Annotated in this window: 23 protein-coding genes; 12 read left to right on the forward strand and 11 right to left on the reverse strand. The window is 72.1% G+C overall.

The window, feature by feature from the left end; all coding sequences use genetic code 11:
- Positions 1-52: 52 nt before the first annotated feature.
- From C9992_RS14910 to panB, 7 genes are all read left to right on the forward strand, one after another.
- The gene (locus C9992_RS14910; protein WP_106816411.1) at positions 53-433 is read left to right on the forward strand and encodes an SHOCT domain-containing protein; all 381 of its coding nucleotides are present in this window, start codon (positions 53-55) and stop codon (positions 431-433) included.
- Between the two features lie 20 nt (positions 434-453).
- Entirely contained in the window at positions 454-876 is a 423-nt protein-coding gene (locus C9992_RS14915; RefSeq protein ID WP_106816412.1) for a DUF6325 family protein, read from the forward strand.
- 56 nt (positions 877-932) lie between these two features.
- Entirely contained in the window at positions 933-1,253 is a 321-nt protein-coding gene (locus C9992_RS14920) for an SHOCT domain-containing protein (RefSeq protein ID WP_106816413.1), read from the forward strand.
- Between the two features lie 46 nt (positions 1,254-1,299).
- On the forward strand, positions 1,300-3,654 hold the full coding sequence (locus C9992_RS14925; RefSeq protein WP_106816414.1) for an arylsulfatase: 2,355 nt from the start codon (positions 1,300-1,302) through the stop codon (positions 3,652-3,654).
- A 146-nt stretch (positions 3,655-3,800) separates the two neighbouring features.
- Positions 3,801-4,580 carry a DUF2520 domain-containing protein gene (locus C9992_RS14930; RefSeq protein ID WP_106816415.1) on the forward strand — a complete coding sequence of 260 codons (780 nt, stop codon included), beginning with the start codon at positions 3,801-3,803 and terminating at the stop codon, positions 4,578-4,580.
- Positions 4,577-5,443, forward strand: a complete 867-nt coding sequence (gene panC, locus C9992_RS14935; RefSeq protein ID WP_106816416.1) for a pantoate--beta-alanine ligase — start codon at positions 4,577-4,579, stop codon at positions 5,441-5,443. The genes C9992_RS14930 and panC overlap by 4 nt, the downstream gene beginning before the upstream one ends.
- A gap of 11 nt (positions 5,444-5,454) precedes the next feature.
- Positions 5,455-6,303, forward strand: coding sequence for a 3-methyl-2-oxobutanoate hydroxymethyltransferase (gene panB, locus C9992_RS14940; RefSeq protein WP_235008260.1), 849 nt, complete (start codon positions 5,455-5,457; stop codon positions 6,301-6,303).
- A 45-nt stretch (positions 6,304-6,348) separates the two neighbouring features.
- Here the strand turns inward: panB and C9992_RS14945 are convergent, their stop codons facing one another.
- From C9992_RS14945 to C9992_RS14955, 3 genes are all read right to left on the reverse strand, one after another.
- Positions 6,349-7,446, reverse strand: a complete 1,098-nt coding sequence (locus C9992_RS14945) for a carboxylate-amine ligase (protein WP_160150903.1) — start codon at positions 7,444-7,446, stop codon at positions 6,349-6,351.
- A 291-nt stretch (positions 7,447-7,737) separates the two neighbouring features.
- Positions 7,738-8,859: a Gfo/Idh/MocA family protein gene (locus C9992_RS14950; RefSeq protein WP_106816419.1), complete on the reverse strand. Its 1,122-nt coding sequence runs from the start codon at positions 8,857-8,859 to the stop codon at positions 7,738-7,740.
- Positions 8,859-9,665 carry a sugar phosphate isomerase/epimerase family protein gene (locus tag C9992_RS14955; protein WP_106816420.1) on the reverse strand — a complete coding sequence of 269 codons (807 nt, stop codon included), beginning with the start codon at positions 9,663-9,665 and terminating at the stop codon, positions 8,859-8,861. Before C9992_RS14955 ends, C9992_RS14950 begins: the two co-directional genes overlap by 1 nt.
- A 126-nt stretch (positions 9,666-9,791) precedes the next feature.
- Here C9992_RS14955 and C9992_RS14960 point away from each other — a divergent pair, with 126 nt between their 5' ends.
- Entirely contained in the window at positions 9,792-10,397 is a 606-nt protein-coding gene (locus C9992_RS14960) for a TetR/AcrR family transcriptional regulator (protein WP_106816421.1), read from the forward strand.
- A gap of 35 nt (positions 10,398-10,432) precedes the next feature.
- On the opposite strand, the gene C9992_RS14965 is transcribed toward C9992_RS14960, so the two are convergent.
- Positions 10,433-10,840 (reverse strand): PPOX class F420-dependent oxidoreductase, encoded by a 408-nt coding sequence (locus tag C9992_RS14965; RefSeq protein WP_106816422.1) that lies wholly within the window; start codon positions 10,838-10,840, stop codon positions 10,433-10,435.
- 62 nt (positions 10,841-10,902) lie between these two features.
- On the opposite strand from C9992_RS14965, the gene C9992_RS14970 reads away from it, so the two are divergent.
- Positions 10,903-11,952, forward strand: coding sequence for an FUSC family protein (locus C9992_RS14970; RefSeq protein ID WP_235008261.1), 1,050 nt, complete (start codon positions 10,903-10,905; stop codon positions 11,950-11,952).
- A gap of 18 nt (positions 11,953-11,970) precedes the next feature.
- On the opposite strand, the gene C9992_RS17980 is transcribed toward C9992_RS14970, so the two are convergent.
- The 6 genes from C9992_RS17980 to C9992_RS14995 form a co-directional block, all read right to left on the reverse strand.
- Positions 11,971-12,417 (reverse strand): hypothetical protein, encoded by a 447-nt coding sequence (locus tag C9992_RS17980; RefSeq protein ID WP_146145340.1) that lies wholly within the window; start codon positions 12,415-12,417, stop codon positions 11,971-11,973.
- The gene (locus C9992_RS18260; protein ID WP_106816423.1) at positions 12,414-13,679 is read right to left on the reverse strand and encodes a S26 family signal peptidase; all 1,266 of its coding nucleotides are present in this window, start codon (positions 13,677-13,679) and stop codon (positions 12,414-12,416) included. Before C9992_RS18260 ends, C9992_RS17980 begins: the two co-directional genes overlap by 4 nt.
- Positions 13,680-13,704: 25 nt before the next feature.
- Positions 13,705-14,379: a SipW-dependent-type signal peptide-containing protein gene (locus tag C9992_RS14980; RefSeq protein ID WP_160150904.1), complete on the reverse strand. Its 675-nt coding sequence runs from the start codon at positions 14,377-14,379 to the stop codon at positions 13,705-13,707.
- The gene (locus C9992_RS14985; protein ID WP_235008262.1) at positions 14,376-15,011 is read right to left on the reverse strand and encodes a SipW-dependent-type signal peptide-containing protein; all 636 of its coding nucleotides are present in this window, start codon (positions 15,009-15,011) and stop codon (positions 14,376-14,378) included. The genes C9992_RS14980 and C9992_RS14985 overlap by 4 nt, the downstream gene beginning before the upstream one ends.
- 167 nt (positions 15,012-15,178) lie before the next feature.
- Entirely contained in the window at positions 15,179-15,943 is a 765-nt protein-coding gene (locus tag C9992_RS14990; protein WP_106816425.1) for a YidC/Oxa1 family membrane protein insertase, read from the reverse strand.
- A gap of 80 nt (positions 15,944-16,023) precedes the next feature.
- A complete protein-coding gene (locus C9992_RS14995) occupies positions 16,024-16,395 on the reverse strand; it encodes a DUF6412 domain-containing protein (RefSeq protein ID WP_235008263.1) in 372 nt (123 codons plus the stop codon).
- 79 nt (positions 16,396-16,474) lie between these two features.
- Here C9992_RS14995 and C9992_RS15000 point away from each other — a divergent pair, with 79 nt between their 5' ends.
- Positions 16,475-18,583 carry a RecQ family ATP-dependent DNA helicase gene (locus tag C9992_RS15000; RefSeq protein WP_106816426.1) on the forward strand — a complete coding sequence of 703 codons (2,109 nt, stop codon included), beginning with the start codon at positions 16,475-16,477 and terminating at the stop codon, positions 18,581-18,583.
- Positions 18,584-18,826: 243 nt separating this feature from the next.
- On the opposite strand, the gene C9992_RS15005 is transcribed toward C9992_RS15000, so the two are convergent.
- Positions 18,827-19,459 (reverse strand): hypothetical protein, encoded by a 633-nt coding sequence (locus C9992_RS15005; protein WP_106816427.1) that lies wholly within the window; start codon positions 19,457-19,459, stop codon positions 18,827-18,829.
- Positions 19,460-19,630: 171 nt separating this feature from the next.
- On the opposite strand from C9992_RS15005, the gene C9992_RS15010 reads away from it, so the two are divergent.
- Both C9992_RS15010 and C9992_RS15015 read left to right on the forward strand, forming a co-directional pair.
- Complete coding sequence (locus tag C9992_RS15010) at positions 19,631-20,491, forward strand: sulfurtransferase (protein ID WP_106816428.1); 861 nt, start codon at positions 19,631-19,633, stop codon at positions 20,489-20,491.
- A complete protein-coding gene (locus C9992_RS15015; RefSeq protein WP_106816461.1) occupies positions 20,488-21,891 on the forward strand; it encodes an NtaA/DmoA family FMN-dependent monooxygenase in 1,404 nt (467 codons plus the stop codon). The genes C9992_RS15010 and C9992_RS15015 overlap by 4 nt, the downstream gene beginning before the upstream one ends.
- The last annotated feature ends 196 nt before the right edge of the window (positions 21,892-22,087 follow it).

Consider the following 22,087-nt stretch of genomic DNA (forward strand, 5'->3'; position numbering starts at 1 on the left):
ACGGGCCGCCGGTCGGCTGCCCCTCGAACGCCGCTCGGAAAGGGGACCGCGCATGGGCTTCTTCGACTTCCTGCTCTGGATGCTCTGGATCTACCTCGTCATCGTCTGCATCTGGATCTTCGTCTGGATCTTCATCGACATCTTCCGCGACCACACGCTGAACGGGTGGGCCAAGGCGCTGTGGGTGATCTTCCTCATCGTGCTGCCCTTCCTCGGCGCGCTCATCTACCTCATCGCCCGCGGCGGATCGATGGCCAAGCGGCAGGCGGCCGATGCCCAGGCCGCGGCGCAGGCCAACGCGGACTACATCCGCAGCGTCGCCGGTGGTGCACCGTCCCCGGCCGCCGAGATCGAACGCGCGCAGGGACTTCTCTCATCGGGCGCCATCTCGCAGACGGAGTTCGACGCGCTCAAAGCCAAGGCGCTGGCCTGAGGCGACCGGAAGGAGTCGACATGGAAGATCTGGAATTCGGGCCGGTCGAGATGGTGCTGGCCGCATTCGAAGGAGAGCGGCCCGACCCGGGCGTCATCGCGGCGATCGCCGAACTCGTCGAAGCGGGAACCATCCGTCTCATCGACCTCGTGCATGTCTCGCGTGACCAGGACGGGGCCATCCGCTTCGCCGAGATCGACGAGGCCGGCATCGAGCTCGGCGAGATCGAGCTGGCGGCCGCGGGGCTGGCCGCCCAGGAGGACGTCGAGGAACTGGGTGCCGACCTGCCGCCTGGGACCTCCGCGGTCCTGCTGGTGGTCGAGCTGCTCTGGGCCAAGCGCCTCGCGTCCCGCGTTGCCGCGGCCGGCGGTTTCGTCGTCGACTCGGTACGCATCCCCGCACCCGTGGTGAACGCCGCCGTGGCCGAGGCCGTCGGCGCCTGATCGAGAAGACGGAGAAGAACGTGTTGGGACGATTCGGCCGACCTGGCCTCATCGGCATGGCCGCGCGCACTGCGGTGGTGGCGGGAACGGCGACCGCCGTGAGCGGCGGCGTCATGCGTCATCAGCAGCGCAAGGCGGAGGAGCAGTACGAAGCGCAGCAGTACGAGCTGCAGCAGCAGGCGGCCGCCATGGGCACGCCCCAGCAGCAGTACGCGGCCCCGCAGCAGTACGCCGCACCCGTGGCGGCGGCGCCGCCAGCCCCGGCCGGCGGCGGGACGGACGTGGTCGCCCAGCTGCAGCAGCTGGCAGACCTCAAGTCGCAAGGGGTGCTCAGCGACGCGGAGTTCGAGGCGGCGAAGGCCAAGCTGCTCGGCTGAGCAGGGCATCGGCGCGAAGACATCGGCGACACACAGGAGATCCGAGATGACAGACGACACCCGCAACTCGATCATCGGAGCGCCGCTGCCGCCGGCACGCACGCTCCCGTTCCCACCCAAGCCCTCGGGCAGCACCGCGGGGCGCACCCTGGCGGAGTCGACGTACTCGCCGCTGCCGCCGCAGCGACACCTCAACGACGATGCCCCCAATATCCTCGTCATCCTGATCGATGACGCGGGCCCCGCACTGCCGGCTCCGCTCGGTGGCGCGGTCCAGACGCCCACCCTCGAGCGTCTGCGCGGAGAGGGAATCGGGTTCAACCGGTTCCACACGACCGCGATGTGCTCGCCCACTCGGGGCTCCCTCCTCACCGGTCGCAACCACCATCGCATCGGGCAAGGGCAGATCGCCGAGCTCGCCAACGACTGGGACGGCTACTCCGGGCATATCCCGAAGACCAGCGCAACGATCGCCGAGGTGCTGCGCAACTACGGCTATTCGACGGCGGCGTGGGGCAAGTGGCACAACACCCCCGCCGAGGAGACCACCGTTGCGGGTCCCTTCGACCGGTGGCCCACGGGGTACGGGTTCGAGTACTTCTACGGCTTCCTCGCCGGTGAAGCCTCGCAGTACGAGCCCAATCTGGTGCGCAACACGACTTCTGTGCTGCCGCCCAAGACGCCCGAAGAGGGCTACCACCTGAGCGAGGACATCGCCGACGACGCGATCGGATGGCTGCGCAATCACAAGGCGCTCTCGCCCGACAAGCCGTTCTTCATGTACTGGGCCACCGGGGCGATCCACGGACCGCACCACATCATGAAGGAGTGGTCCGATAAGTACAAGGGGAAGTTCGACGACGGCTGGGACGTCTACCGGGAGCGAGCGCTGGAGGGCGCCAAGGCCGCCGGCTGGGTGCCGCAGGATGCCGAGCTGACGCCGCGGCCGGAGAGCCTTCAGGGCTGGGACGACATCCCCGACCACCAGAAGCCCTTCCAGGCGCGCCTGATGGAGGTGTGCGCCGGCTTCGGTGAGCACGCCGACGTGCAGGCGGGTCGCGTGGTGGACGCGCTGGACGAGCTGGGCTACGCCGACAACACCCTGGTCATCTACATCTGGGGCGACAACGGCTCGTCGGGTGAAGGCCAGAACGGCACGATCAGCGAGCTCCTCGCGCAGAACCTGATCCCCACGACCATCGACCAGCACATCGCCGCGCTCGAGGAGCTCGGCGGCCTGGACGCACTGGGCACGCCGGCGACCGACAACCAGTACCACGCCGCGTGGGCCTGGGCGGGGTCGTCTCCCTACCAGGGCATGAAGCTGATGGCCTCCCACCTCGGCGGCACCCGGAATCCGATGTTCCTCCGCTGGCCCGGCCGCATCGCACACGACCCGAAGCCGCGGACGCAGTTCCACCACGTGATCGATCTGGCGCCGACGATCTACGAAATCCTCGGCATCTCGCACCCGGATACGGTCAACGGCATCCATCAGGACCCCATCGACGGGACGAGCTTCGCCTACGCGGTGGAGGATGCCTCGGCCGAGGGCCGTCACCGCACCCAGTACTTCGAGATCATGGCGAGCCGGTCGATCTACTCCGACGGCTGGATAGCGTCGGCCACCGGCCCGCGACTGCCATGGGTTCCCGGAGCGCCTCCCGGGATCGCGACGTGGACGCCCGACCAGGACAAGTGGGAGCTCTACCACCTCGATGAGGACTGGAGCCAGGCGCGCGACCTCGCGGCCGAGCAGCCGGAGAAGCTCGCCGAGATGAAGGAGCTGTTCGCGATCGAGGCCGCGAAGAACGAGGTGCTGCCGGTCGGCGCCGGTCTGTGGGTTCCCGTCTACCACCCCGAGGACCGCATCTCTGTGCCGTACAGCGAGTGGGAGATGTCGGGCGACACCGTCCGCGTGCCCGAGTTCTGCGCCCCGGCCCTCGGCAACAAGCCGAACGTGGTCACGATCCAGGCGTCGCTGCCCGAGAGGGCCAACGGCGTGCTCTACAAGCTGGGCGGCGCCGGCGGCGGCCTGACCGCGTTCTTCGCGGACGGCGTGCTCACGTACGAGTACAACCTCTTCCTGGTGCAGCGCACGACGGTGGCGTCGTCCGGTCCGATCCCGGCGGGTGACGTCACGATCGAGATCGAGACGACCTATGTCGAGCCTCGTCCCGGCGGCCCGCTCAGCGTGACACTGCGGGTGGACGGCGAAGAGGTCGGGTCCGGGGTCGTGCCGATCAGCGCACCGCTGCTGTTCTCGGCGAACGACTGCCTCGACATCGGACGCGCCTACGGCGGCGCCGTGTCACGCGCGTACTTCGACAAGATGCCGTTCGCGTTCGACGGCGACATCTCGCGGGTGCACGTCGCCTACAAGCTGCCTGCCAAGGCCTGAAGCCGGTTGCGGCCCCGGACACCCCTGGCCGGGGCCGCACCCGCTCCTCCCCGTCGGACGCGGCATGTGAGGCGCAGACCGAGCGTGCGGCCAAGTGGACTATTTTTGTACCCGATCCACTGCACCGCGCACGACGGGAGACGACGATGCCGGACCTCGACGGCGAGGACCCGCCGCTCGCCGCCGTCGATGGGGCAGCGTCTCGCGCGGCGCTCGGTCCCGTCGCGATCGTGGGCCGGGGCTGCGTCGGCCATTCCGTCGCGGGAGCCCTGACGGCGGCGGGCATCGCCGTGCGCGGACCGCTGGGACGCGGAGCCTCCGGAGCCGGGGCGCAGATCGTGCTCCTGGCGGTTCCGGATGCCGAGATCGCGGCGGCCGCCGCGCTCATCGCGCCGGGACCCATGGTGGGGCACTTCTCGGGGGCGACGACGCTCGACCCGCTCGCACCGCACGAGGCACTCGGCATCCACCCCCTCACCGCTGTTCTGGGCGACACCCGCTTCGACGGTGTCTCCGCCGCCGTCGCCGGGAGCTCGCCGCGGGCGCTGGCCGCCGCGGAGGAGCTGGCCAGAACCATGGGGATGCTGCCCTTCCGCATCGACGACCGAGATCGGGCCGCCTATCACGCCGCCGCTTCCATCGCTTCGAACTTCCTCGTGACGCTGGAGTCGTTCGCCGAAGAGCTGGCCGCCGGTGCCGGCGTCGATCGCGCCGCGCTGGCACCGCTCGTGCGGGCGACGGTCCAGAACTGGGAGCGGCACGGCTCGGCCGCGCTCACCGGTCCGGTCGCGCGGGGAGACGAGCACACCGTGGCGTTGCAGCGCGCGGCGGTCGCCGAGCGGATGCCGGCGCGGACCCCGCTCTTCGACGTCCTCGTCGACGCCACACGCGAACTCGTCGCGGGCGACCGGACGGTGACACCGTGATCGTGGTGCGCACCGTCACGGACCTGCGTGCTGCCCTGCGCGGCCGGAGGGACGGCGCCGTCGGCATGGTGCCGACGATGGGTGCGCTGCACGAGGGTCACGCGTCGCTGTTCCGTGCGGCGCGCGCCGCCGACGCCACCGTCGTCGCCTCCGTCTTCGTCAATCCGACCCAGTTCGACGAGCAGGCAGACCTCGCCGCCTACCCCCGCACCGAAGATGCCGACCTCGCGCTCGCTGAGGCGGAGGGAGTCGACGTCGTGTTCGCTCCCGACGCGGCCGAGATGTATCCGTCCGGGTTCTCGACGACCGTCAGTGTCACCGGACCGGTGGCCGAGACGCTGGAGGGTGCCCAGCGCGGACGCGGTCACTTCGACGGAGTCGCGACCGTGGTGACGAAGCTGTTGCTTGCGGCGCTTCCCGACCGGGCCTACTTCGGTGCCAAGGACGCGCAGCAGGTTGCGGTCATCCGGCGGCTGGTGGCAGACCTCGGCATACCCGTCGACGTCGTGGTGTGCCCGACCTCGCGCGACGAGGACGGGCTGGCCCGCTCCAGCCGGAACACCCGTCTGTCGCCGGAGGAACGGCGCCGGGCGCTGGCGATCCCGCGGGCGCTGGAGGCGGTGGCGGATGCCGCGTTGGCGGGTCTCCGCGACATCGAGACCCTGCGTGCGCGAGCCGTCGCGACGCTCGAGGCATCCGGCATCCATCCCGAGTACGTGGCGCTGGTCGATCCGGCGTCGTTCGCGCCGGTCACCCGGCTCGACCGGCCGGTGCTGGTGGCGATCGCGGCGCGCGTGGGAGCGACGAGACTCATCGACAACACCGTCGTCGTTGCCGGCGACACCGGAACGGGAGACGCATGATGGCGGCGAGGATGACGCTGCAGCGGCTGGCGGAGATGAAGGCCGACGGCCGGCCGATCGTCATGGTGACCGCGTACGACTACCCCACCGCCCGGACGGCGGAGCGCGCCGGCGTGGACATGGTGCTCGTGGGCGACTCGGGTGCCCAGGTCGTGCTCGGTCACGAATCGACCGTGGGGGTGACGGTCGGGGAGATGCTCGTGCTGGCCGCGGCGGTCCGCCGCGGCGTCACCTCGGCCTTCGTGGTGTGCGATCTCCCGTTCGGATCGACCGAGGTCTCCGACGAGCAGGCGGTCGCCACGGCCGTGCGATTCGTGAAGGAGGCGGGCGCCGACGCGGTCAAGCTCGAGGGCGGCGGCCCGTCGCGGCTGAGCCGCATCCGCGCCATCGCGGAGGCGGGCATCGCGGTCGTCGCCCATGTCGGTCTCACGCCGCAGACCGCCGTCGCACTGGGCGGCCTGCGGGCCCAGGGGCGCACGGCCGAGTCGGCGGCGCGCGTGGTGCGCGAGGCGCTCGCCGTGCAGGATGCCGGGGCGAGCCTTCTCGTCGTCGAGGCGGTGCCGGCCGAGGTCACTGCCGTCGTCCTGCCGCAGCTGCGCATCCCCGTCATCGGGATCGGGGCGGGACCGGCGGACGGGCAGGTGCTCGTGATGCACGACCTGCTGGGGATCACCGAGGGCAAGACGGCCGCCTTCGTCAAGCGCTACGGCACCGTGGGCGACGAGATGGTGGACGGGGTCCGGGCGTACGCGCGCGAGGTGCGCGAGGGCGTGTTCCCGGCGGCCGAGCACGGCTACGCCGCGACCGACGAGGCGGTTGCCGCCGCGCGGCGCGCCCTGGAGGCTCGCGCGGACGACTGATGAGCCGGGCGCGACCACGGGGTCGCGCGGATATCACCCGGCTGTTCAGGGCAGGGGCTGGGGGAGCGGCCGGACCGGATCGTCGAGGAGGCGACGGTAGAGGCCGATCAGCGCGTCGGTGCCGGCCGCGTGCGCCGCGCGCTGCCGCTGCGCCCCGGAACCCTCGCGCACCAGCCGATCGCGCAGGTCGGTGACGAGCTCTCGTTCCACATCATCTCGGAGGTGAGGCCAGACCACGCCGACGAGCACGTCGAGCACATCACGAGCCGGCATCAACCGATCGGTCTGCGGATCGACCAGCGTCTGGCGCACGCCGTAGCGGGCGGCATGCCAGAGGGCGGCATCCGTGATGTCGATCTCCGGCCGGGCAGGCTCCTCCCGCTCCGAGGAGGCCACGAGCGCACGGGTCACCACAGCCAGCGCGACGCTCGATCGCGGGTCGAGCGAAGTGTCGAACACGCGGACCTCCACCGTGGGGTAGCGCGCCGACAAGCGGATGTTCCAATTGATCGTTCCCGGGTCGGACGTGGCGCCGATGCCCCGCAACGCCTGCATGGTCGCGTCGTGGTCGGCGGCGTCGGCGAACCGGGGTGGCACGCCGTACGTCGTCCAGCGGCGGCTGTGGATCGCCCGCCAGCTGTCGAAGCCGGTGTCGACGCCGTGCCAGAATGGCGAGTTCGACGCCATGGCGAGCAGGGTCGGCAGCCAGCTGCGCAGGACGTTCGAGGCGCGCACACCGCTCTCGCGGTCGGGGATGGAGACATGCACGTGCATGCCGTTGATCTGGTGATCGGGGGTCACGCCGGCGATGTCGCCCGCGATGTGCGCGTAGCGGTCGTCGGGGCTGATGTCGGCGAGCGCCCGGGTGCGGAACGGCGTGCCGCTGGCCGCGACGACCAGTCCGGCGGCATCCGCCCACCCCGCCAGGCGGCGGCGGAAGTCGTGGACGGCGTCGAGCGCCTCATCCGCCGTCGTGAACACGGGCGAGGCGAACTCGACCTGGGAGGGGAAGAACTCCTTGCCCACCACACCGCGCACCTCGTCGCGCAGCGCCGCGATGGCCTCCGGCGCGCGATCGACGGCGGTGAGGGTCTGCGGATCCAGGAGGACGAACTCCTCCTCGATCCCGAAGTCGCGTGGCACCGTGTCGTCTCCGTTCGTCGCCGGCGTGACTCCACTGTGGCGGTGATGCGGATGCCGCAGAACAGGCTTGACAGGGTGGCCCGTGGACTGCGTGGGTCCCTTCCGGAACGCTGCGCGCCTGGGCGCGTCTCGCCTCGCGCGTCGACACATCCCGCACGAGTCGATGCGTTCCGCGCGGCCGAAACGTGTCGATCCGTGCGGGACGTGTCGACCCGCGCAGCGGATGGATCGCCGCCGAGAACGCGAACGGCCCCGCCCGGGAGTGGGCGGGGCCGTTCGCGTGACCGATCCTCAGAGCGTGGCGGCCAGCGGGTCGAAGTCGGCCGGCAGCGAGCCGACCTCGGCGAGCGTGCTCTGCACCTCGACGAAGCTGCGGGACTCGGCAGCCTCCTCGATCGACAGGAGCGTGTCGAGCACGTGGTAACCGAACTCCCCGGTGGCCACGTGCGGGCGACCCTCGCGGATGGAGCGCGCCATGTCGAGCAGGCCGAGGCCGCGGCCGACGAGCACGCCCTCCTGCGGCACCTGGATGACCTCCTGCTCACGCACCGAGGCATCCGTCAGGGGGCGCGTGATCGTGATGTCGCCGCCGAACGTGTTGGGGTCCGGGATCACGAGCGTGCCCTCGGTGCCGTTGATCTCGACGATGCCGTGGCGCTGGAGGGGCGAGTCGGTGCTGTACAGGCTCTGTGCCTGGCCACCCCGTTCGAACTCCATCAGCACCGACAGTGTCGACGGGATCTCGACGGGGAACTCCTGCCCGGCGAGCTCCCCCGACTTCACGGTACGGGTGGGCACTCCCTGCAACCCGAGGGCGGCCACCGACGCGACGGCGCCGAACACGTGCACGAGCGTCGACACGTAGTACGGGCCCATGTCCAGCAGCGGGCCGGCGCCCTTGGCATACAGGAAGGCGGGATTCGGATGCCACAGCTCGGGCCCCTGCCACTGGAACGTGGTGGTCGCGAACAGCGGCCGGCCGATGTCGCCGCGTGCGATGGCGCGCTTGGCGGTCTGCACGCCCGGGCCGAGCACGGTATCGGGCGCGACACCCACGCGCAGGCCCGCGGCATCCGCCTTCGCCAGCAGCCGCTGCGACTCCTCGCGGTTCACGCCGATCGGCTTCTCGGTCCACACGTGCTTGCCGGCGACGATGATCTGCTCCGAGACCTCGACGTGCACGGCTGGGATCGTGAGGTTCACGACGATGTCGATGTCGGGGTCGTTCAGCACCAGATCGACGCCGCCGCCGCGCGGCACCCCGTATTTCGCGGCCTGAGCCTTCGCGCGCTCCTCCATCACGTCGCCCACCGCGAGCACCCGCACATCGGGGAAGCTCGTGAGGTGCGTGAGGTACTGGTCGCTGATGTTGCCGGCACCGATGAGGCCGACACCGACAGGTGCGCCCGACATCAGGCGGTCACCTTCTCGTCGAGGAACACCCGGCTCTGCTCGACCGCGTCGAAAAGGTCGCCGTCGAAGTGGTCGAACTCGACGATGGCGACCTCGAGGGCGCCTGCCGCCGCGAGCGCCTCCTCCAGCGGCACGACGCCCTGACCGGCGGGAACCTGGTCGGCCGGCGGGTAGGCCTTCACAGCCTCGGCGTCGAGTGTGCCGTCCTTGACGTGGACGGCGATCACCCGGTCGCCCAGCGTGCGCAGCAGCGTCGGCGAGTCCACCCCGGCGCGCGCGACCCAGTAGAGGTCGACCTCGAGTACGACGCGCGGGTCGAGGAGGTCTGCCAGCACCTCCAGCCCGGTCTTGCCGTCGAAGGTCGCCTCGAGCTCGTGCGCGTGATTGTGATAGCCGACACGGATGCCGCGCGCGGCGCCGATCTCGGCTGCGGCGTTGAGCTGCCGCGCGATGTCGGCGATGTGCTCCCGGCTCTGCCAGAGGGCCGGGTCGGTGTAGGGCTCGATCACCGTCGTCATGCCGAGGGTGTCGGCGGCGTCGAACACGGCCTCGGGCGCCGGAACCGGACGGGTGGTCGTCGTGCCGTCGGGATTCACGAACGACGTCGAGGCGAGGAACGCGTGGCCGGTGGGCGCGACGATCCCGTGGGCGCGGAGGGCCTCCGCCAGCGGCTCGGCGCGATGCACGAAGTCGTAGGGCTCGGCGGCCGTGAAGCCGCGCGCGGCCAGTGCGGCGAGCGTGCCGTCGAGGTCGGCCTCGAGCGCGTCCCTGACGGTGAACAGCTGAATGGATGTCTGGACCGGCATCGGTCGCGCTCCTTCGATGTCTGCTGTGACGGGTGTTTGACGGCGCGATCGCGTCGGCGCATCGCGTCGGGATCACGCTAGCACGAAAACCTCCGGGTGGAGGTTTTCATTCGGTAGCATGGTCCCATGTCCGACGAGGAGCGCCCGGCTGCCCCACGCGGGTCATATGCCAAGGGTGTGGCGCGTCGCCAGGAGATCCTCGACCGTGCCATCGAGGTGTTCGCACGGCGGGGGTCCGACCGCACCAGCCTGCGCGCGATCGCGGAGGAGGTGGGGGTCACCCACGCGGCGCTCCGGCACTACTTCGGCTCGCTGGAAGAGCTGCTCGTCGCGGTGTACCGGGAATCCGAACGACGCGGCGACGATCATCCGGTCGACCCTGACACCACCCCGACGGAGCTGCTGCGCGGCTGGACGGAGTCCAACCGTGAGGTGCAGGGGCTGGTGCAGCTCTATTCGACGCTTGTGGCGTCAGCGCTGGAAGAAGGCCATCCCGCCGCGCGGCAGTTCGCCACCGAGCGGTTCGCCCGCATCCGCGCCGATCTCGCCGCGCGCGTGCGCCACAATCAGCAGACGGGTCGCATCCGCCCCGATGTGGATGCGGACGCGGTCGCCGCGCTCGTCATCGCCGCGTCGGACGGACTGCAGACCCAGTGGCTCCTCGATGCGACCGCACCGCAGGGTGCCGCGCTCGCCCTGCTCGACCAGCTGCTGTCGGAGCCCACGGCGTGAGCGCGGGTGCGCCGGGGGCAGCGGCATCCCCCCTCTCAGGCACCATCGCCCGTACGGAACAACCCGGTGGATCCCATCACCTTCGTCGGCTCGATGCGGATCACGACGCGCCGCGGATTGACCCGCGGCTGCCGGTAGCGCCGTGCGTACAGTGCGACCGCATGGGCGACCGCCTCGGGATCGCGCTCCACCGTGGCACGACCGGCCACGCTCAGCCACACCGGTCCGGCGACCTGCGCGACAGTCGCGCGAGGATCCCGCTCCACGTTGCGCACCTTCTGGCTGTCGCCGGACGTGATGATGCGCACGATCCCGGCCTCCACCGTCAAGCCGACCGCGACGACATGGATGATTCCGTCGCGGCCCATGGTGGACAGCGTCGCGAGATGGCGCTCCGAGACGAAGCGGGCGCCGTCGTCGGTGAGAGCGGAGAGGCTGCGCATCCGACCATCATCCCGTGCCGTCCCACCCGGGCGGCGCAAGGATGGTGGGGGAGGGAGAGCGGATGCCGCGCAAGAGTGCCGGCCGCCGGTTCGCGGCCGATCTGAGTCACGCGCTGTCGAGTCTGTTCCGGCTGACGGCGGCGCCGGCGCCGCGCTGGCCGATCGGGCTGCGCGCGGCGATCGCCATCGCGGTGCCCATCGCCGCGATGACGCTCGCCGGGCGGGCGGACCTCGGCTTCCAGGCGGCGACCGGCGCCTTCGTCGCGCTGTACGGCACACACCTGCCCGTCATCGAGCGAGCACGCGTCGTGCCCTTCCTCGCTGCCGGGCTCTTGGCCGCGGCCGTGCTCGGTGCAGTCGCAGGACCGTTCCCGATCGCGACGATCGCGGGGCTCGCCGTCGTGCCGATCGTCGCGGCGGCGGCGATGTTCGCCTTCTCGGTCGGACCGCCGGGGCCGCTGTTCGTCGTACTGGTCTACGGGCTGTCGGCGCACATCATCGGCTCTGGGGCGGATGCCGCCACGTACGTCACAGCCGTCGGCTGCGGCATCCTGTTCGCGTCGGCGGTATCTCTCGCGCCGCTCCTGCTGCCCAGCAGGCGGCGCGTGAGGGCGCGGCCGCTGCGCGAGGTGCTGCCCGGTCCGGCGCTCTCTGCCGGAGCCCGGATGCTGCTGGCCAGGGTCGCGCTGGTGACGCTCGCCGGGATCGGGATCGGGCTGCTCCTGGACCCGGACCGCGCGTACTGGATCGTCGGTGCCGCGGTGGCGGTCGTGGGCGTCGCCGCGGACCGGCGCGCCGCCTACGCGCGAGGCGTCCACCGCATGATCGGCACCGTCCTGGGCGCGGCGCTGTACCTGCTGCTGGCGCCGCTGCCGATCCCGGCGCTCTGGCTGGCGCTGCTGCTGGGCGTGCTGCAGTTCACGATCGAGCTCGTCGTCGTGCGCAACTACGCGCTGGCGCTCGTGTTCATCACACCCCTCGTGCTGCTGCTCACCGGGGCAGCCACCGGGGCCGTCGACACGGTCGCCGTCGCGACGGAGCGCGTCGTCGACACGCTGGCCGGCGCGGCACTGGGAGCCCTCAGTGGCGTGCTGCACGCGCGGGAGGAGTGAGGGGCGCGGGGGCAGGTGCTACGGGACGGAGCAGGAGGAGACGACGTCCAGCACCACCGTCACGAATCCCAGAGAGCCCGTCTTGACGACCGACTCCCAACCGCCCGGGCCGACCGCGTAGAGCGAGAAGGTGCCCGAACCGAGTCCGAGAAGACCGCGGGTGAGCGAGACGCTCGTCGCGTCGGCCGCGAGCGTGCCGTTTCCCGTGAGGCCGCCGGTGACGGTCCAGCGGTAGCCCGTTCTCGTCAGGCCTCCCGACGGGGCGGTCCAGGTGAAAGTGACGGGCTGCAACAGTCCGGACGTGCAGGACATCTGCGTGACGGGCGTGACCGTGCCGGCGGTGAACGCGCCGCCGGCATTCTCGGCATCCGCCCATGCCGCCTCGGTCGCCGCCGGCGGCGTGGCGACCAGGCACAGCGCACCCGCCAGCGCCACCACGGCGGCGACTCGGCGCACCCCGTTCACGACCGCCTCTTCCCGCGCAGCACCAGCCCTGCGCCGATCGCGATCACGACCGTCGCCATCGCAGCGGGCGCCCACCGGGCGGTGCCGCCGGTGGCGGCCAGTCCGCCGACCGGCCCTGTCGTCACATCGTCGCCGACGCCGGTGGCGCGCACCGTGAGCTGCACCGGGGGCACGATCGGATCGGCGTCGGCGGGCAGCTGCACCTCGACGCGCAGCCAGAGCTGGCGGTCGTCGGGGATCTCCTCGAGCGGAACGGCTTGTCCGTCGGTGGGAACGGGGGCGTCGGTGATGAGCTCGTCCGAGCCGGACGCGGCGCCCACGCAGATGTCTCCGGACCAGCGCTGCGGGCAGCCGGTCACCGTGTAGCGGAGAGCGGTCTCGTCCGCGGCGGTGCCGGAGAGCGACACGGTCACGGTGCCGGGCGAGTCGGCATCCGCCATCCCCCCCACCTGCCACACCGCGCTCCCGCCGGGCGAGAGCTGCTGCATCGCCGGATCCTCGATGGACACCAGCCGGATGACGGATCCCTGGATCACGGTATCCATGCCGTCGGCGCGTGCCGGGGCGGGTGCGGGGCCCGCCGCTGTGCCGGCGATGAGGGCGACGGCGACCGCCGTGCCGGCGGCGCGTCTGGCGCGCCGGGAACCGGGGGCCGGGGTGGAGGCGGCGGCATCCGCCTCGGCTCCCGCCGGCGCATCCCGGCTCGGGGTCGCCGGGGCCGGGGCGCGGCTGTGCACCGCGTCCCCGGCTGCCGGCCGCGCGCGGCGACGTGGCCAGAACACCGCCACGATGAGCACGGTGGCGGCGATCGTCACCGAGCCGAGCACCCAGGGGCTCCCCAGCGACGCGAGCACGGGTGCCACCCCGGGCGCCGAGGTCACCACGCGCCGCACCTCCGTCACCCGATACGGCGCCGGGTCGTTCACCGGGTTGGCGTCGCCGCGGAGGGTGAGCAGGCGAGCGTCGGCAGCGTCCGGGGCGGGTTCGACGGCCACCACGCGGTGGGTGACGGGCAGCTGGCCGGGCCGGTCGACCATCACGACGTCGCCCACCCCCACCTGGTCGGCCGGGATGCCGTGCACGATCGCCGCCGAGCCCGCGGGGATCGTCGGCGACATGGACCCGGTGCGGAACAACACGATGCGCACGTCGAACACGGCCGCCGCGATCGCGAGCACGATGCAGACGGCACCGAGCACGGCGGCCACGGCGAGGGCGGCATCCCCGGCGCGCCCCCACGCGGATCGCTGCCGCGGTGCCATCTCGTCGTCCTCTTCGTCTCGTGTGTCAGTTCGCCGACGTGCCGGTGAAGCTCCAGGTGACCGTTGCGGTCGTGCCCTGGTACGTGTTCGCCGCGCCCGTCATGATGCGCACCTCGAAGCAGAAGCCGAGCTGCGCGCCCGCTGCGCCGATCGTGTTCGCGATGGCAGTCGCCGGAAGCTGAGACACGGGCAGATAGGTCGCCGACCCTCCGGCGATGAACGTCGGCGTGCCGGTGGTGAACGCAGTGGCGTCGCACGTCGAGCCGGGACTCGGGTTGGTCATCCGCACGGCCCGGTACTGCAGGGCCGGAGTCAGACCGCCGGCGCTCGGCGTGACGGCGCTGAGGGCCACGGTTCCGCCTACGGTCGATGCCGGTGTCGTGCGGACGTTGAGCCACGCGAAGGACGAGACGCCCGGCGACATCTGGGCGGCGTTGAAGGTCAGGGCGGCCCCGGGCGCGGTCGTGTTGCTGGCGTACGCCGGTGATCCGGCGCTCTGCGACTCCGTGTTGAAGACGCTCGCGCCGAAGCTGCCTGTGGCGTTCTCGGTGTCGGTCCACGCGGCAAGGGTGACCGCTGTGCCGATGCCGAGCACGAGGCCCGCGGCCAGGAGCGCGCGGACGCGGCGCGCGCGCAGTCGCCGGCGATCGCCGGAGCGCTGTTCGCGCGCGCCACGCCGGGATTCGGCGCCGGTGCTCACGGGAGCGGGTCGCCCGAGGTTCCCGCGAACTCCCACGTGACGGTGCCCGTGGCACCCTGCGGCACCGCACCGGCGGTCACGACGAAGCAGAGGTTGGTCGGAGTCGCGGCGGCGGAGAGGTCGAAGGCGGCCACTGTTCCGGTCGCCGACGCGGCGCGGTCGGCGATGAGCGGCGTGCCCGACGGTGGGGTCGCAGCCGAGCACGTCGCGCCGAACGAGGCGACCTCGTACAGCGAGTACGTGAGATTCTGACCGATCGCGCCGCCCAGTTCCTCGGCGAGCGTGACGGATGCCGCGTAGTCCGACTCCGTGGACAGCTGCACCGCGAAGGGCGCATAGACGGTGGCGCCGGGTGAGAGCTCGTCGGCGTCCAGCGCGAAGGTCAGCGTCTTGCCGGGTGCGGTCGTGGAGCTGTCGAACGCCGTGCCGTCGATGCTGCCCTGCAGGTCGAACTGGCCCGACGAGAAGGTCCCGGTCGCGAACTCGGAGTCGTTCCAGACGGCGAGCGTGACAGCCGTGCCGACGCCGAGCACGAGGCCGCCGGCGATGACGGCCAGCAGCATGCGCCGGCGGTCGGAGCGGGAGCGGCGGTGTTCGTCGGGCGCAGCGATGAGGGTGGGCTCTGGGTTCATGATGGTGCCGTTTCTCGGGTCGTTGGTCATCGATCGGGTCCCCAGAGGCATGGACGTCCCCCAGCCATGCGTGGTCAGGCTATGGGGTCGTTCGAGGCCGATCCGGCGACTTCGGTGAATCCTTTGCAAATCCTGTGGGAACGCCGCACAGCGCTTCCCCGTGCCCCTCAGGCGGGTGCGAGCGGGTACCGACGGCGCAGCACGAGGCGCTGCACGAGCGTCCATGTCACCGTCACGGCGAGGTAGAGCGCGGCGGCCAGCGGGACGAACAGGGCGAACACCGCGGTCGTGAATTGCAGCGCGCCCGCGAGCTTCGCCACCGCAGCGCCGCCCGGCAGGCCGGGGGAACCCGCGTCGCCGGACGGCGCGTGCACCTGCGGCCGGAACGCGCGGCGGGTGACTTCCGCCACCACGACGATCACCGCGACGATGCCTCCGAAGACCGCCCACGTGGCCGCCGTGGCGGTGCCGGCGACGAGGGTGCCGACCAGGCTCGCGCCGAGGGGGACGTCGAACAGGTGCTCGGCGAGAAGGGCGTTGGCGTGACCGGCGATCGCCGTGTGCAGGAACAGCGTGTACACGACGCCGACGACGGGTGCCTGTGCCAGGACCGGAAGGCAGCCGGCGAACGGCGACGCCTTCTCATCGGCGTACAGCTTCATCGTCTCTCGCTGCAGGCGCTCGGGATCGCGCCGGTGACGCTTCTGAAGTTCCCACAGACGCGGGGCGAGCCGGCTGCGGGTCTGCTCGGCCTTCGCCTGTGCGATGCCGGCGGGGATCAGCAGCGCGCGCACCAGCACGGTGAGCACGACAACGGATGCCGCGGCCGCGGCGGATCCGGCCAGTGGCTCGAGGGCGCCGGCGAGCCACATGAGCATGGCGTAGGCGGCATCCAGGAGCGCGGCGACAGGGGGGAAGGCGTAGATGTCCATGGCGGGTCCGTTCTTCGGTGTCGATTCGTGGCGTGTGGCCACGAAGACGCCGAGCGTCCTCGCGAGGGAGGGACGGCGGTCTACGCGGCCGGAGCCGCGGAGCCGGGCGCGCGCGGACGCGGGTGTCCGGGAGCGTCCGGGTGGGACTGGGTGAGCCGCGTGGCGTCACGGATGGCCCGGCGTGGCCGCGCGACGGCGATACCGGCGGGAACCCGGCCTGCGTACAGCGAGAGGGCGACCGCCAGCAGGGCCAGCGCGGCGACAAGGGCCGTGACGAGGACCAGCGTGCCGGCGTCGGCGGGCAGGGCCGCAGCCGTGAGTTCTGCCAGCGATCGCCCGAGCGTCTCGAGGAACACGAGCCACGGCCGGGCGGAGATGCCGATCACCTCGGCGATGAGGCGCAGCAGCGCTGTGAGGTTCTCGAGCACGTGCACCCCCTCCGTCGTGGTCACGGTAACACGCGCGCGGCCCACCCGATGCCCGCGGGGGCGTTCGCCGCACCGCGTCGGAGGCATGAGGCAGGCTGGAGGGATGACCGCGACGACGACGACCCGCGCCGAGGCCCTGGCCGTGCTGCGCTCGCTGGTGGGCCGCGCGGACGCCGAGTTCCATGATGGCCAGTTCGAGGCGATCGAGGCGCTGGTAGACGAGCGACGGCGTGCGCTCGTGGTCCAGCGCACCGGGTGGGGCAAGTCGGCGGTGTACTTCGTCGCGACCCTACTGCTGCGACGCCGTGGCGCGGGGCCCACGGTGCTGGTGTCGCCGCTGCTCGCCCTCATGCGCGACCAGATCGCGGCAGCCGCGCGAGCGGGGGTGCGCGCCGTCAAGATCGACTCGACGAACGCCCACGAATGGACCGACGTGCTCGCGTCTCTCGACGGTGACGAGGTCGACGTGCTGCTCGTCTCACCCGAGCGTCTGAACAACCCGGCGTTCCGCGATGAGCAGCTTCCCGCCCTGGTCGCGCGCATGGGGCTGCTCGTCGTCGACGAGGCGCACTGCATCAGCGACTGGGGACACGACTTCCGCCCCGATTACCGGCGGCTGCGCGAGCTGATCTCCCGCATGCCCGAGACCGTCCCGGTGCTCGCGACGACGGCCACGGCGAACAGTCGTGTGGTCGCGGACGTCGCCGAGCAGCTCGACGCGGGCAGCGCGGCATCCGGGGTCCTCACGATCCGGGGACCGCTCGCGCGGGCATCACTGCGCCTGGGAGTGCTGCAGCTGCCCAACGCGCCCAGCCGCCTGGCCTGGCTCATCAGCCACCTCGGCGACCTCCCGGGGTCGGGAATCATCTACGCTCTGACGGTCGCGGCTGCGAACGACACCGCACGGCTCCTGCGCGAACACGGCTACGACGTCCGCGCGTACACGGGACAGACCGATCCCGACGAGCGAGAGGAGTCCGAGGCGCTGCTCAAGCAGAACCGCGTCAAGGCGCTCGTGGCGACCAGCGCCCTCGGCATGGGGTTCGACAAGCCCGACCTCGGATTCGTGGTGCACCTGGGGGCACCCTCGTCGCCGGTCTCGTACTACCAGCAGGTCGGCCGCGCCGGTCGCGCCACGGAGTCCGCCGACGTGCTGCTGCTCCCCGGCACCGAGGACCGCGACATCTGGCACTACTTCGCCACGGCCTCCATGCCCGACCGTGAGCGCGCCGAGCGAGTGCTGGCGGCCCTCGCCGAGGCCGGCGGGCCCATGTCGACGCCGGCGCTGGAGGCCGTGGTCGACATCCGCCGCACACCGCTCGAGCTGCTGCTGAAGGTGCTCGACGTCGACGGGGCGGTCGCGCGGGTGCGCGGCGGGTGGGTCTGGACCGGAGCGCCGTGGACGTACGACGAAGAGCGCTACCGCCGCATCGCGGCCGAGCGCGTCGCCGAGCAGCAGCACATGATCGCGTACGAGCAGACACCGCAGTGCCGCATGGAGTTCCTGCAGCGTTCGCTCGACGACGACACCGCCGCACCGTGCGGTCGATGCGACAACTGCGCGGGGCCGTGGTTCCCGGTCTCCATCTCGGGTGAGGCGACGGATGCCGCAGCCCACGCCCTCGACCGCGTCGGGGTGCCGATCGAACCGCGGCGCCAGTGGCCGACCGGTGCGGACCGCCTGGGCGTCGCGGTGAAGGGCCGCATCGCGGCGGACGAGCAGGCCGCCGAGGGACGCGCGCTCGCCCGCCTGACCGACCTCGGCTGGGGCGGCGCACTGCGCGAGCTGTTCGCGGCCGGTGCGCCCGACGGGCCGGTGTCGCAGAGCATCCTCGACGGGTGCGTGCGCGTGCTCGCCGAATGGGGGTGGGAGCGCCGCCCCGTCGCGGTCGTCGCAATGCCGTCGCGTGCGAAGCCGCACCTTGTCGACTCGCTGGCTCGGGGGATCGCGGGCATCGGGCGCCTGCCGTATCTCGGCTCTCTGGGCCTCGTGGACGGCGGGCCGACCGGTCAGCCCGGCGGCAACAGCGCCTTCCGCGTCGCGGGCGTATGGGGGCGATTCTCAGCCGACGGACTGGACATCCCGTCGGGCCCGGTGCTGCTCGTGGACGATCGGGTCGACAGCGGTTGGACGCTCACGGTCGCCGCGCGCGAGCTGCGGCGGGCGGGGGCAACGGAGGTCCTCCCCTTCGCGCTGGCGATCCGCGGCTGACTGGCCCGTCCCCCCGGGTGCGCACCCCGTCGCATCGCGCGCCGTGAACGTGCTGGCGCACCGCTCGCACCTTCCTCCCGGCCTTCCGTCCCAGTGGCGCACGCCCCGGCCCCCTGCCCGATGTCGACTTGCCCTATATGTACGCGACACGCCGGTGCTCCCATACATATAGGCCAAGCCACCGAGGGAGGGTGCGTCGTACGGCAGGGCTGCGCGCCTGTCGTACGGCAGGGGCTGCGCGCCTCACGCGGCGGGGGGAGGGCCCGGTCGGCGCGGACGGCGGACGACGAGGTACGTCACCGCACCGGCCGCCAGCACGCCGAGACCTACGAGCCAGGGGAGCCACGTATCCACGTCGGCGCCGGCCGCCTCCGCGGTGACCGATGGCGTCGAGGTGGGGGTCGGCTCCACGGTCGGACTGGGCGTGGCGGGCGTCGGCGTCGGCGCGAACTCGGTCGCGGCGTTCTCCGTCGGCGTCGGCTGCCCGGCCGGCGGCGTCGTCGGCTCGGGCTCTGTCGGTGTCGTGGGTTCCGGCTCCCCGGTCGGCGCTGGCTCGGCTGTAGCGGTCGGGCGCCCGGGGAGTGTCGGAAGCGCCGTCGGCAGCGCCGTGGGGAGGGCCGTCGGCAGCGCGGTGGGGAGAGCGCTCGGCAGCGCGGTAGGGAGAGCGCTCGGCAGGGCCGTGGGCAGACCGGTCGGCAACGCCGTCGGAAAGCTGCTGGGCAGCGATGTCGGCAGGGCTGTGGGAAGCGCGACAGTGCCGTTCCCGCACCCGGCGAGCAGCAATGCAGCGACGACGGCCGCGGCTCCGGCCGTGGCGCGGGTGCCGCGCCACGGACCACCACCTCGGCGCTGTCTGCCACTGAGCGGCTTCGGCATCCGACTCCCCTTCCCGAACCTGCGCCGATCGTAGGGCGGCGCCGAACTCCTGCCATCACGCGATCCGCGTGGTCCGGCGACGAAGTCCTCTCATGACGCTGCGTTTCACCATGTCGCGGTGTGTGTCGTCACGGCGTTCCGCACGCGCAGCGAGGCGACGAGCATGACCGCATGGCCTCCCCACTCATCTCGCCGACCGAGCTCGCCGACCTCATCCGCGCGGGCAGCCCGCCGCGCATCCTGGACGTCCGGTGGCGCCTGGACCAGCCGGAGGGACGCCCGGCGTACCTCGAAGGGCATCTGCCCGGCGCCGTGTACGTCGACCTCGACCACGAGCTGGCCCGTCGCGGCGATCCGCGCGAGGGGCGGCATCCGCTCCCGCCGCGTGAGCAGCTGCAGGCCGCCGCGCGGCGCTGGGGCATCCGCGCGGGAGACACCGTCGTCGCGTATGACGACGTGCACTCGGTCGCCGCCGCGCGCGCGTGGTGGGTGCTGACCCGATCGGGCCTGGCCGACGTGCGCGTGCTCGACGGCGGCCTGCGCGGCTGGCTGGCCGAGCGGCTGCCGCTGGAGACCGGCGACGTGCTGCCCCGTCCGCCCGGGGATGTCGTGCTCGACGAGATCAGCACGGGTATCGCCGACATCGACGGTGTCGAGGAATGGCCCGACCACGGGCTGCTGCTGGATGTGCGGGCGCCCGAACGGTACCGCGGCGACAGCGAGCCTCTCGATCCCGTCGGCGGGCACATCCCCGGCGCGGTCAACCTGCCGACGACCGTGCACCTGACTGCCGGCAAGTTCCGCTCGGCCGACGAGATCCGCGCGGAGTTCGCGGCCGCAGGGGTGCGCGACGGCGTCGCGGTCGCCGCCTACTGCGGTTCGGGCATCGCCGCCACGCACACGGCGCTGGCCGGCGTGATCGCCGGCATCGACGTCGTCGTGTACCCGGGCTCGTGGAGCCAGTGGTCGCGCTCACGGGGCCGGCTGGCGGCGGTCGGGCCCGCGCCCTCGCTGGACGTGGTGCCGGTATGACCGCCCCGCTCATCGTGGGCGCCATGGTGCGCACGCTCGGCGCCTATCCGTCCGGGTGGCGGTACCCGGGCGCGCATCGCGACCCGCAGGCGGATGCCCCCGTCCTGCGCCGCATCGCACAGGTCGCCGAGGACGCCGGTCTCGACTACCTCTTCTTCGGCGATTGGCTCGCCACCGGACCTGACCTCGAGTTCCGCGACCCCTACCTGCTCGCCCGGATCGATCCGCTCAGCGCCGTGCTCTATCTCGCAGGGGTGACCGAACGCATCGGGCTGATCGCGACCGTCAACTCCACGTACGCGGACCCGTACGCGACGGCGCGGGCGACGGCATCCCTGGACGTCCTCACCGGGGGCCGGGCGGGCGTGAACCTCGTCACCGGTGCCGAGCCCCGCGCCGCGGCGAACCACGGCCGCGACGCCCACGCCGACAACGAGACGCGGTACGACCGCGCCGAGGAGTTCGTGCGAGCGCTGCGGCTGCTCTGGGAGTCGTGGGATGCCGACGCCTGGGTGGCCGACGCCGCGAGCGGGGTGCTCATCGATGCCGAGGGTCTGCGGCCGGCCGCCTTCGCCGGCGCCCAGGTGCGGGTCGAGGGCCCCCTGAACGTCGCCCGGCCCCCGCAATCGCATCCGCCCGTCGTGCACGCCGGCACCTCTGCGCGCTCGCGCGCGCTCGCCGCCACCGAGGCCGATCTCGCTCTCATCGCAGCCGGCGACCCGACGGTTGCCGCGACGGCGCGCGCGGAACTGCGGTCGCTCGCGGCGGCATCGGGTCGCGACCCCGACGACCTCAAGGTCATCGTGCCCGTCGTGCCGGTGGTGTCCGAGACGGATGCTGCCGCCCGCGCCATCGTCGACAGTCTGCTCCTGCTCGTGCCCATCGACGACGGCAGCCCGGCGCACGCTGTGCGGCCGGGCTTCCCCGGTAACCGGTCGCTCGCCTCGTTCCTCGACGTCGCGGGCGTCGATCCCGGCGACCCGGTGCGCGACTCCGCCGTCGACGACATCGTGCCCGCGGCCACGGCCGCCCGATTCGCCGACGCGGCCGCCCGCACGCTGGAAACGGTGCGCACACGAACCGGTCGCGACGTCGGGGGAGGGCATCCCGTGACCTGGCGGCACCTCATCGCCGCCCACGCCGTGCCCGCGAACTTCGTCGTCGGCGGTCCTGCTGTCATCGCCGACCACTTCGAGTCGTGGCGCGACGCCGGTGCTGCCGACGGGTTCAACGTGCTGTCCGCGTTCCAGCCGGCACAGTTCGAGGCCTTCACGAGCCTCGCGGTGCCCGAGCTGCGTCGTCGCGGCCTGATCGGCCGTACCGGTGACACGCTCCGCGAGCGCCTGGGACTCGGCGCTCCGCGCCTGGCCCGCGCGGCCGACACCGTCCCCGCCCGCTGAGCGCCCAGGCATCCGTCCTCTTGTAACGACCCGGCCCTTTCGCAACACGACCCGGCCCTTCTGCAACGGCCCCACCGTCCTTCAACGACGACCTCCCGCCCTCCTTCAACAGGTCAACCGCACTTCTGCAACGACCCCCCACCGTCCTTCACGACGACCCCCCGCCCTCCTTTAACGAGCCCCGTCCTCCTTCAAC

Origin of the sequence: Microbacterium timonense, from assembly GCF_900292075.1 — a bacterium.
GTDB lineage: Bacteria > Actinomycetota > Actinomycetes > Actinomycetales > Microbacteriaceae > Microbacterium > Microbacterium timonense.